Source organism: Collimonas sp., assembly GCF_044339385.1.
Lineage (GTDB): Bacteria > Pseudomonadota > Gammaproteobacteria > Burkholderiales > Burkholderiaceae_D > Collimonas.
Window position 1 is genome coordinate 1 of record NZ_JBIIVN010000092.1, and the last position, 10,151, is coordinate 10,151.

Here is a 10,151-nt window from a genome sequence, read left to right on the forward strand (position 1 = left end):
GCGGCATATCACACTTGGGACCCACAGACACCTCGACAATATTTGCAAGAAATTGAATAGAAATATTCCATGTTCTTGCAAATTCCGCAACCGCTTTTGAGGCATCGGGCCCCGCCAACATTGGGGGATGGGGTTGTTCAGGGGCGACTATTTATCGGTTTATCCCGGGCGCAATCAAATTTACACTGGGCGTATCCTTCTTCGATAAATAGCGCACATGTCCGCCACCAATCTGCACTGTATGCTGGCGCCCCTACTGGGCGCCGGGCAGGCCAGCCGACTCTCCGATCTGTTGCTGATCCCCGAGAGTACGTTGCGGCCGCGTTCCAGCACCATCTCCAGAATCGAGATTGCACAAGCGTTGAACATGTTGCTGTTCGAAAAACTGCTGAAAGCTATCCCGCAGGGCAACGAGTACGTGCAGGATGCAGTCGGCGCCGGCAACAAGATCCGCTTCGATCATGGCGCCTTACGCACCGTGCTGGGCCCGAGCACGGGCATGCTGCCCGCCGGTGAAACGGCTTTTACGCGCATCTTGCTGCCGCTCGGCTATTATCTCAACGGCGTCTATCCATTGCTACGGATCAGCATGACGGGCCGCGCCTACACGCATCGGGACGATCCGGAAGAGATCGCTCAGTTCTTCCTGAGCGAACTGCATCCTGGACAGTTTTCCGCCGCATTTCAGGCGACTGTCGACCGGGTTTTGTCGACCTCGCAAGATCCGCTTGATCCGCACTCGGTGCGGTTGCTGCAACAGCTGGCTGTAGAGACAGCCTTGCCGCTGGCCGACGCGCTGACGCTGCTGTCGGTGCTGGTGCGCTGTTTCGATCGCCAGCACGAATTGCTCAGCGTCGCCGAATATCGGATCTTGCTGGCTGAATCGGCCGAAATGGCCTGGATTTCGACCGAAGGCAATGCCTTCAATCACGCCACCGACCGCGTCGCCGATGTCGCGCAGGTGGCCGCGGCGCAGCGTGCGCTGGGGCGCAGCATCAAGGACAAGATCGAAGTCTCCGCTAACGGCCGGGTGCGGCAGACCGCGCTGCGCGCCAGCATGGTATCGCGGCCGATGCGCGACGATAACGGCAAGTTGGTCGAGATGCAGGTACCGGGATCGTTCTATGAGTTCATCTCGCGCGAGCGCTATCTGGAGGCAAACAGCCAGACCAGCAAGCTGGATCTGAGCTTCGACAGCGGCAACGCGCAAGGGATTTTCAAGATGACCGCTACGGCAGAGAACGCAGAGTACGCAGCGCAAGCCAGTCCGGCAGTCAAGCCAACGACCGCACGTGATGAGTGATAAAGCGGCTGATAACACTACCGATAGCCCGCCCCGCCGATAACCCCGCCGATAGCTCCAGTAATAACCCAAGCGACATCATCACTGCGCAACGGCGCAGCGCAGAGCACGCTAAAAAGCGGCCCGAAAAGCCGCGCGTTTGCTATGTTTGCTATAGTGCCAGCTCGGCTGCACATACCAACCCGCTGACCACAAAAATGCGCAGATTCATCCCCTCCACCTCGTGTCTGATCGCCTTCGACACGGCGGCCCGCCACCTGTCGTTCACCAAAGCCGCCAATGAGTTGCATATGACGCAAGGCGCGGTGAGCCGGCAGGCGGCGATCCTCGAAGCGTATCTGGGGGGGGTGAAGCTGTTCGAGCGCATCAACCGACGTTTGATCCTGACCGAGGCCGGGGTCGAATACGCCCGCCAGGTCGCCGCTACGCTCAAACAGATCGAGATGGCGACCTTCCAGGTGATGGCGCAAAAAAATTCCGGCGGCGTGCTCAACCCGGCCACCCTGCCGACCTTCGGCGTGAAATGGCTGATTCCGCGCCTGGCCGGGTTCAATGCCGCCCATCCCGAGGTGATCCTCAATCTGAGCACCGAGGTATTGCCGTTCGATTTCAATAGCCGGCTGGTGGATGCGGCGATCCATTTCGGCGAGCCGAACTGGCCCGGCGCGGTCATGGTGCGGCTGATGGGAGAAGAAGTTCTGCCGGTCTGCAATCAGGAACTGGGTTATCGGATCAAGTGCATTAAAGACCTGAGCGAGATGACGTTATTGCAACACACCACCCGCCCGCAAGCCTGGCAGGACTGGTTCAGCCGGGTTGGCGTGGCTTGCCCGGATGCGCTTTCCGGGCCGCGCTTCGAACAACTGTCGATGGTAATCCAGGCCGCTGCCGCCGGACTCGGCGTGGCGCTGATGCCGAAATTTCTGGTGGAAACCGAGATCGCTCTGGGCCAGTTGCATGTGCCTTTCCCGTTTGCTGTCAAGAGCCCGCAATCCTATTACCTGACCTATCCTGAAAAAAACGCCAGCAAGGCGGCGCTGCTGAAATTTCAGCAATGGATTCTGGGCGAGCTGCCGGACGCCTGAGCTGCCATGCCAATGCGGCGAACCAGGCTGGCGTTGCATGATCAAAGGTAATGATGTCCTGATATTTTTTGATTTTAAGAAAGCACGCCTTATTCCTTATACTCGAAGCCATCACCGACAGCAGTTCGCCCACCAGGCGGCACACGGATCGGCACCTGAACCTCGTAAAGGACAACATGACGTACCTCTCCACTCTCTTCGCTGAACTCGGTTTCGATTGCTCGGCCCATGCCGGCGACGATCTCCATTCGCGTTCGCCGCGCGATGGCGCTGCGCTGGCATCGCTGCGCGCCCATACCGTGACGGAAACCGAAGCCGCCATCCAGCATGCCCGGCAAGCCTATGAAAAATGGCGCGTGGTGCCGGCGCCGGTACGTGGTGAACTGGTGCGCATTCTGGGTGAGGTGCTGCGCCAACACCGTGAACCGCTGGGCAAGTTGGTGACGCTGGAATCGGGCAAGATCCTGTCGGAAGGCATCGGCGAAGTACAGGAAATGATCGATATCTGCGATTTTGCGGTCGGCCTGTCACGCCAGTTGTACGGCCTGACCATCGCCTCCGAACGTCCAGGTCACCGGATGATGGAAACCTGGCATCCGCTAGGCGTCTGCGGCGTTATTACCGCGTTCAATTTCCCGGTTGCGGTGTGGGCCTGGAATGCCGCGCTGGCGCTGGTGTGCGGCAATGCCGTGATTTGGAAACCATCGGAAAAAACCCCGCTGGCGGCCTTGGCCGTGCATGCGTTGTATGAACAGGCCGTGGCGCGCTTTGCGCAACAGCGCCCCGATCTGCTGCCGGCAAACCTGTGTCAGGTGGTGCTGGGCCGCGCCGAGATCGGCGCCACCTTGTCGGCCTCGCCACTGGTGCCGCTGATCAGCGCTACCGGCAGCGTGCGCATGGGCCGCAACGTCGCCACCACCGTCGCCGCACGCCTGGGCCGCAGCTTGCTCGAACTGGGCGGCAATAACGGCATGATCGTCACGCCCAGCGCTGATTTGAGCCTGGCCTTGCGCGCGATCACGTTCTCGGCGGTCGGCACCGCTGGCCAACGCTGCACCAGCTTGCGCCGCCTGTTGGTCCATAGCAGCATTTATGACGACGTGATCAGCCGCATCGAACGCATCTACGCCAGCGTCAAAGTTGGCGATCCGCTGGATGCCGACACCCTGGTCGGCCCGCTGGTCGACCAGCAAGCGTTCGAGGCGATGCAAAGCGCATTGCAGCAGGCTAAAGCCGAAGGCGGCGTGGTCACAGGCGGTGAACGGATAGCGGTCGGCGCTGGCGAAAACGCGTATTACGTACGCCCTGCCCTGGTACGCATGCCGCAGCAAAGCGACATCGTGCATCACGAAACCTTCGCGCCTATCCTGTATGTGCTGCGCTACGAAAACTTTGACGAGGCGGTGCGCCTCAACAATGCAGTGCCGCAGGGGTTGTCGTCGGCGATTTTCACTAACGACGTGCGCGAAGCGGAAGCCTTCATGTCCGCCAGCGGCAGCGATTGCGGCCTGGCCAACGTCAACATCAGCACCAGCGGCGCGGAAATCGGCGGCGCGTTCGGTGGCGAAAAGGAAACCGGCGGCGGCCGTGAATCCGGTTCCGATGCCTGGAAGACGTATATGCGTCGAGCCACCAACACCATCAACTACAGCCGCACCTTGCCATTGGCGCAAGGGGTGAAATTTGATATCGATTAAAACGCAAAAAGAGGCGGCAGCGTCAAGCCAGGATCGATAAACGTTGACCGCTCTGCCCCCTCACCGAGACGCCGCCGTCATTCCCGCGCACGCGAGGATGACGGCGCGGCAGGTTTTGCCAGCGAGTTGCTCTTTATATCTTCAGCAATGTCGGTGACCGTTGTTGCAGGATATCTTCCATCCGTACCTGGATCGCGTGCTTCATTTCAGGATGGGTCAGGATATAAAAACGCTCGGCAGCAATCGCGTCGAACACATCGCTTACTACCTGGCTTGCCGGGATGCCGTTCTCAACCGCTTGCAGCACCGCCATGCCGACTTTTGCCGCCACCGGATCGATGGCAGAACCTGCTTGTTTGCCGTCACTGCGATTGCGTTCCGAATGACCGATGTCGGTCTTTACCCAACCGGGGCACAATACGGATACCTTGATCTTTGAATGGCGCAATGCCAGGTCGTGATGCAGCCCTTCCAATAAGCTTACTAGCGCATGCTTGCTGGCGTTATAGCTAGCCAGACTGGGCTGAGAGGTGAGGCCCGCCATCGAGGCGGTGTTGACGATATGCCCTTCCTCGCCGTGCTTGAGCATAGTGGGGATGAAGGCGCGCAACGCATGGGTGACGCCATAGAAATTGACGCCCATGACCCAATCCCAATCTTTCTGCGTAGTTTCCCAGGCCGGTCGCGCAACCGCGACACCGGCATTGTTGACCAGCAGGTGGACATTGCCGAATTGTGCAAAGGCCTTGGCTGCCAGCGCATTGACCTGCTCCGCGCTGGCAACGTCGGTCGGCACACCGAGGGCTGCGATGCCCTGTGCCCTGAACTCTGCCACCGTGGCTTGCAGTTTGGCGGCGTTGATATCGGCCAGCAGCAGTTGCATGCCCTCTGCCGCCGCGCGCAGCGCGATGCCCTTGCCGATGCCTTCTGCAGCGCCGGTGATGACTGCTATCTTGCCTTGTAAGTTCTTCATTTTAATTTTCTCATCCGTTCTTCACTCAACAAATAGCCGCCGTCGACATTCAGGCAAACACCTGTGGTGTAACTGGCTGCCAGCGAGACCAGATACAGCACTGCGCCGGCCATTTCAGACGGCTGCGCAACACGGTTCATCGGGATGTGTTGCAAGGCTTGTTTCAGGATCGCTGGATTGTCGATCAGTGCAGCGGCGAATTTGGTTTCGGTGAAACCCGGCAGCAACGCGTTGACGCGCACGCCGCTGGCCGCACATTCCTTGGCGAAGGCTTTAGTCATCGAAATTACCGCCGCCTTGGTAATCGAGTAGATACCCTGGAACACGCCGGGCGTGACGCCATTAACCGAGGCGACGTTGACGATCGCGCCGCCGCCGTTCTGCGCCATCAATTTAGCGCCATACGACGACATGAAAAAATAGCCGCGAATATTCACATCGACGGTTTTCTGAAAAGCGCCGAGGTCGGTCTCAACGATGGGCCCGAAATGCGGGTTGGCGGCGGCATTATTGACCAGAATATCGAGCCGCCCATGTTTGTCGGCAAGCGCTTGAAAGATCGCTTCTATCTGCGCCATCTCACCGATGTGGCAAGCCATGGTTTCGGCCGAGCCGCCGGCGGCCACAATCGCCGCTACCACTTTTTCACAAGCCTCGGCTTTGCGGCTCGAGACGATCACATGCGCGCCGTGCTGCGCCAGCAGCCTGGCGATCGCTTCACCGATACCGCGGCTGGCGCCGGTGACCAGTGCGATCTTGCCGTTGAGGTCAAAAATGGCTGTGCTTGTCATGTTTTCTGTCTCCGTTTAATTGCGTAACCTGGTGCGCTATCGATAGCTCACCAGCGTGGCATCGCGTGCGCTTTCAAGATGCGCAAAACTGTTCAGGTAACTCAGGCTGAGGCGCCCCGGGCGGTATTGCAATTTGGTGACGCCGGTGTTGACCAACGACCAGTTCAATTCAAAAATCTGCTGATCGGGAATCGCCAGCAACTGCTGGCAAATCGCGCTGATCGGGCCGCCTGAAGTAAACACCCAGGCCGATTGAGCGCCGCCGATTCGCTCCAGAACCCGCGCCAACGCAGCGTTACAACGCGCTTTGAATTGCGACCAGGTTTCACCGTAATCGGCATCGTGTTTGCCGCCTACCCAGCGTGCCACCGCCTTGGCAAAAATCTGCTGGAATGCGCGCGCCGGATTCTCTTGCTGCGCCAGGTAAGCCGCCAGCACAGCACGCTCGGCAAACTCGGGCCTCAAGCGCAGCAGCAGTTGCTGGTAATCGAACTCGTCGAAGCCACGATCCTGCAACTGCTGGTGCGCATTCACCGCATTGACAGCACCGGCGCCATCAGCCAGCGACAGCGCTGCCAGACAAGCCGCGCTGCTTTGCTGATGACGACGATGGCTGCCGGTGATGAGCAACGGTATGTGCCGCCCGGTCTGCGCCAGCCACTGTCCCAGCAGTGCCGACTGGCGCAGACCTAGTGCAGATAATTGATCATAGTCCGCCGCGCCAAAGCTGGCCTGACCGTGGCGCACCAGGTAGATTGCTGCACTCATATGGCCGGCTGCGCGATCAGCTTGTTGCAGCGCTGTTCCAGATAATTGGTAAAGTCAATAAAAGATGCGAACTGCGGATTCCTGGTCTGGCCGTGATGGAAGCGGTAGTAGATTTGCTGGACGATCACGGCCAGCCGGAACAAGCCGTAGATTTCATAGAAATCGAAATGATCGGTGCGGAAACCGGTTTTTCCGGCATAGTAGGCCACCACTTCTTTGCGCGTCAGCATGCCCGGCAGATGGGTGGGCTGGCGTCGCATCTGCTTGAACTGCGCTTCGTCGTCGGCCTGCACCCAATAGGCCAGCGTGTTGCCAAGATCCATCAGCGGATCACCGAGCGTCGCCATTTCCCAGTCCAGCACGCCGATGACTTGCAGCGGATCGTCAGGATTCAACACTACGTTATCGAACCGGAAATCGTTATGAATCAGGCAGGTGGCGACGTCATTGGCCGGCATCTGGTCGGCCAACCAGCGCATCACCGGTTCGAAATCGACCGCGTTATCGGTGCGCGCTTTGCGATAACGCTCGCTCCAACCGGATATCTGCCGTCGCACGTAGCCCTCGCCTTTACCCAGATGCGCCAAGCCTGCTGCCTGGTAATCGACCTGATGCAGCGCGATCATCTTCTCGATCACGTTCAGGCATAGCTGGCGCGTCTCGGCCGCGCTCAGCAGCAAACCGTCAGGCAGCTTGTCGCGCAGGATAATGCCGCGCAGCCGCTCCATCACATAGAAATCACTGTCCATCACGCGGCGCTCCTGGCAGGTCGCCAGCACCTTGGGCACATCGGGATAGACCGGCTTCAGTTCGGTCATGATATTAGCTTCGCGCAGCATGTCATGCGCTGACCTGGCCTTGGCGCCGAACGGCGGGCGACGCAAGATAAGTTCGCGGTTGGCGTAACTGAGCAGGTAAGTCAGGTTGGAGGCGCCGCCGACAAACTGGCTGATCGTCGGCATGCCCTCAAGACTGCTGTCAACACCTTTCAGGAAGGCGTGAACCGCAGCGATATCCAATTCTTCGCCGCTGCGCACCGCGCCGGCCTGGTCGATCAGGCTCATGCAGACTCTCCTTGTGCGGCAAATTTAGCGGCTTGCGCTTGCAGTTCCAGCTTGGCGATCAACGCGCGGTGCACCTCATCCGGCCCATCTGCGAGGCGCAGCACACGGGCATAGGCAAACAATGCGGTCAGCGGCAAATCGTCGCAAAGACCGGCGCCGCCGTGGATCTGAATCGCCTGATCGATCACCAGTTGCGCCACGCTTGGCGCTACCACCTTGATCTGCGAAATTTCGCTGATTGCCGCCTTGGCGCCAACGGTATCCATCATCCACGCCGCCTTCAAGGTCAGCAAGCGCGATTGCTCAATCGCCATGCGCGCGTTGGCGATAATGTCAGCATTGCCGCCGAGATCGGCCAGCGGCTTGCCAAAGGCGGTACGCGTCAAGGCCCGCTTGCACAACATTTCCAGCGCCACTTCGGCAGCGCCGAGCGCACGCATGCAGTGGTGAATGCGGCCTGGTCCGAGGCGGCCTTGAGCGATTTCAAAACCGCGCCCCGGACCGGCGATGATATTTGCCAGCGGCACCCGAACATTGGTGAAACTGACTTCGCCATGGCCGTAAGGCTCATCGAGCGCACCGAATACCGGCAACATCCTTTCGATTTTCAGACCGGCCGCTGAGATCGGCACGATGACCATCGAATGGCGCGCATGTCTGGGGCCGTCAGGATAAGTCAGGCCCATGAAAATCACGAACTTGCAGTGCGGATGGCCGATGCCGGTACTCCACCATTTGCGGCCGTTGAGCAGCACCTGGTCACCGTCGATCAATGCGGTGGCGCGCATGTTGGTGGCGTCGCTGGAGGCGACCTCAGGTTCGGTCATACAGAATGCCGAGCGGTACTCTCCAGCCAGCAACGGCTTGAGCCATTGCTCTTGTTGCTCGGGCGAGCCGTATTTGGCCAACACTTCCATGTTGCCGGTATCGGGAGCGTTGCAGTTGAAGACTTCGGGCGCGATGAATGAACGGCCCATGATTTCGGCCAGCGGAGCGTAATCAGTGTTGCTCAGTCCGGCACCCCATCGATCATCCGGCAGAAACAGATTCCACAAGCCGGCTTGCTTGGCTTTGGCCTTCAAGGCCAGCATCACCGGCGGCACATGCCACGGCAGCGGTCCGCGTTTCAATTGACTGAAATACTCAGCTTCAGCCGGCAAGAGTTGCTCGCGCATGAACGTATTGAGCCGTTCGATATAGTTGCGCGCCTTCGGCGAACAGGCAAAATCCATGGCGTCCCCGGCTGTTGAATAGTTCTGCCAAGTGTGCCGCAGTGGCTATAATTCATCAAATGAATGATTTATATAAGCAATAATTAATTTCATGCATATCAGCCGCATCGATCTCAACCTGTTTGTGGTGCTCGACACCATCTACGCCGAAGGTAACATCACCCGTGCGGCGAAGGTGCTCAGCCTCACCCAACCGGCAGTCAGCCACGCGCTGGCGCGGCTGCGCGACTTGCTGGGCGATCCGTTATTCGTTCGACAAGGCAGCAGTATGTTGCCAACGCCGATGACGCGCTCATTGATCGGCCCGGTGCGGCAGGCATTGCAAACCTTAGAAGCCAGCGTCAAGCACGGCAATCAGTTCGATCCGGCGACCACCCAGCGCAGTTTCAACCTGGGCCTGCCGGGCGTATTGGAGGCGCGCTTGCTGCCGCCGCTGATGCAACTGCTGCAAGCCAGGGCACCGATGATTAGCATCAATTCAGTACGGGTGGAGAGACGGCAACTGGAGTCGGAGCTGGCCGCCGGTACGCTCGACATCGCCGTCGATGTGCTATTGCAGCGCCCCGGCGAAATCCGCAGCACGCCGCTATCGCACGATACGTTAGTGGTAGTAGCGCGCCGCGATCATCCTGCATTGAAAAAAGGGCTGGACCTGGAAACCTACCTGGCGCAAGGGCACATCCTGGTCTCCTCACGCCGCAGCGGCGCTGGCGCAGAAGACGTAGAACTGGCACGCATCGGTCGCCAACGCCAGATTAGCCTGCGCTGCCAGCACTACTTCGCAGCCTGCCAGGTGGTCAGCAATTGCAACCTGCTCACCACCATGCCCAAGCACTACGCCCAGATCGCCAACATCAATCTGCCGAACCGGATTTACCCGCTCCCGCTACCGACACCGCCGCTGGATGTCTACCTGTACTGGCACCAAAACGCCGAACCGGATGCGGCGAATCGGTGGTTGCGTGGGGTGTTGGGAGAGTTGTTTTTGGGGCAGGGACAAGCGGGAAGTGCGGCCGCGCAATAACGGGAGATGCGCCGCTGTATTTACTCCGTGGTTCGTTAAATGGGGTCAGAGTAATTTTCGCAAAGAACCGCGAAAAAAAACTCTGACCCCATTTAATTGCACGGAAGTGGTTTTGACGTTGACGTTGACGTTGACGTTGACGTTGACGTTGACGTTGACGTTGACGTTGACGTTGACGTTGACGTTGACGTTGACGTTGACGTTGACGTTGACG

Annotated in this window: 9 protein-coding genes; 4 read left to right on the top strand and 5 right to left on the bottom strand. The window is 59.1% G+C overall.

Annotation, left to right across the window (positions count from 1 at the left end; translation table 11 throughout):
• The first annotated feature begins 241 nt into the window (after positions 1–241).
• From ACIQ0R_RS08095 to ACIQ0R_RS08105, 3 genes are all read left to right on the top strand, one after another.
• Positions 242–1,303, top strand: a complete 1,062-nt coding sequence (locus ACIQ0R_RS08095) for a DUF1338 domain-containing protein (RefSeq protein WP_395826018.1) — start codon at positions 242–244, stop codon at positions 1,301–1,303.
• A gap of 197 nt (positions 1,304–1,500) precedes the next feature.
• Positions 1,501–2,388, top strand: a complete 888-nt coding sequence (locus ACIQ0R_RS08100) for a LysR substrate-binding domain-containing protein (protein WP_395826022.1) — start codon at positions 1,501–1,503, stop codon at positions 2,386–2,388.
• Between the two features lie 176 nt (positions 2,389–2,564).
• Positions 2,565–4,085 (top strand): aldehyde dehydrogenase family protein, encoded by a 1,521-nt coding sequence (locus ACIQ0R_RS08105; protein WP_395826025.1) that lies wholly within the window; start codon positions 2,565–2,567, stop codon positions 4,083–4,085.
• Between the two features lie 133 nt (positions 4,086–4,218).
• Here the strand turns inward: ACIQ0R_RS08105 and ACIQ0R_RS08110 are convergent, their stop codons facing one another.
• From ACIQ0R_RS08110 to ACIQ0R_RS08130, 5 genes are read right to left on the bottom strand one after another with little or no spacing between them, the layout of a single operon-like run.
• Positions 4,219–5,058 carry an SDR family NAD(P)-dependent oxidoreductase gene (locus tag ACIQ0R_RS08110; protein ID WP_395826027.1) on the bottom strand — a complete coding sequence of 280 codons (840 nt, stop codon included), beginning with the start codon at positions 5,056–5,058 and terminating at the stop codon, positions 4,219–4,221.
• Positions 5,055–5,849, bottom strand: a complete 795-nt coding sequence (locus ACIQ0R_RS08115; RefSeq protein ID WP_395826030.1) for an SDR family oxidoreductase — start codon at positions 5,847–5,849, stop codon at positions 5,055–5,057. The genes ACIQ0R_RS08110 and ACIQ0R_RS08115 overlap by 4 nt, the downstream gene beginning before the upstream one ends.
• Positions 5,850–5,885: 36 nt before the next feature.
• Positions 5,886–6,617, bottom strand: a complete 732-nt coding sequence (locus ACIQ0R_RS08120) for a histidine phosphatase family protein (RefSeq protein ID WP_395826033.1) — start codon at positions 6,615–6,617, stop codon at positions 5,886–5,888.
• Positions 6,614–7,681 (bottom strand): phosphotransferase family protein, encoded by a 1,068-nt coding sequence (locus tag ACIQ0R_RS08125; protein ID WP_395826036.1) that lies wholly within the window; start codon positions 7,679–7,681, stop codon positions 6,614–6,616. The genes ACIQ0R_RS08120 and ACIQ0R_RS08125 overlap by 4 nt, the downstream gene beginning before the upstream one ends.
• On the bottom strand, positions 7,678–8,913 hold the full coding sequence (locus tag ACIQ0R_RS08130; RefSeq protein ID WP_395826039.1) for an acyl-CoA dehydrogenase family protein: 1,236 nt from the start codon (positions 8,911–8,913) through the stop codon (positions 7,678–7,680). Before ACIQ0R_RS08130 ends, ACIQ0R_RS08125 begins: the two co-directional genes overlap by 4 nt.
• A 91-nt stretch (positions 8,914–9,004) precedes the next feature.
• On the opposite strand from ACIQ0R_RS08130, the gene ACIQ0R_RS08135 reads away from it, so the two are divergent.
• Positions 9,005–9,937, top strand: a complete 933-nt coding sequence (locus tag ACIQ0R_RS08135) for a LysR family transcriptional regulator (RefSeq protein WP_395826043.1) — start codon at positions 9,005–9,007, stop codon at positions 9,935–9,937.
• The last annotated feature ends 214 nt before the right edge of the window (positions 9,938–10,151 follow it).

Excerpts from the sequence above, each read along its gene's own strand:
- ACIQ0R_RS08095 (WP_395826018.1), top strand. The coding sequence starts at position 242 with ATGCTGGCGCCCCTACTGGGCGCCGGGCAGGCCAGCCGACTCTCCGAT.
- ACIQ0R_RS08100 (WP_395826022.1), top strand. The coding sequence starts at position 1,501 with ATGCGCAGATTCATCCCCTCCACCTCGTGTCTGATCGCCTTCGACACG.
- ACIQ0R_RS08105 (WP_395826025.1), top strand. The coding sequence starts at position 2,565 with ATGACGTACCTCTCCACTCTCTTCGCTGAACTCGGTTTCGATTGCTCG.
- ACIQ0R_RS08110 (WP_395826027.1), bottom strand. The coding sequence starts at position 5,058 with ATGAAGAACTTACAAGGCAAGATAGCAGTCATCACCGGCGCTGCAGAA.
- ACIQ0R_RS08115 (WP_395826030.1), bottom strand. The coding sequence starts at position 5,849 with ATGACAAGCACAGCCATTTTTGACCTCAACGGCAAGATCGCACTGGTC.
- ACIQ0R_RS08120 (WP_395826033.1), bottom strand. The coding sequence starts at position 6,617 with ATGAGTGCAGCAATCTACCTGGTGCGCCACGGTCAGGCCAGCTTTGGC.
- ACIQ0R_RS08125 (WP_395826036.1), bottom strand. The coding sequence starts at position 7,681 with ATGAGCCTGATCGACCAGGCCGGCGCGGTGCGCAGCGGCGAAGAATTG.
- ACIQ0R_RS08130 (WP_395826039.1), bottom strand. The coding sequence starts at position 8,913 with ATGGATTTTGCCTGTTCGCCGAAGGCGCGCAACTATATCGAACGGCTC.
- ACIQ0R_RS08135 (WP_395826043.1), top strand. The coding sequence starts at position 9,005 with ATGCATATCAGCCGCATCGATCTCAACCTGTTTGTGGTGCTCGACACC.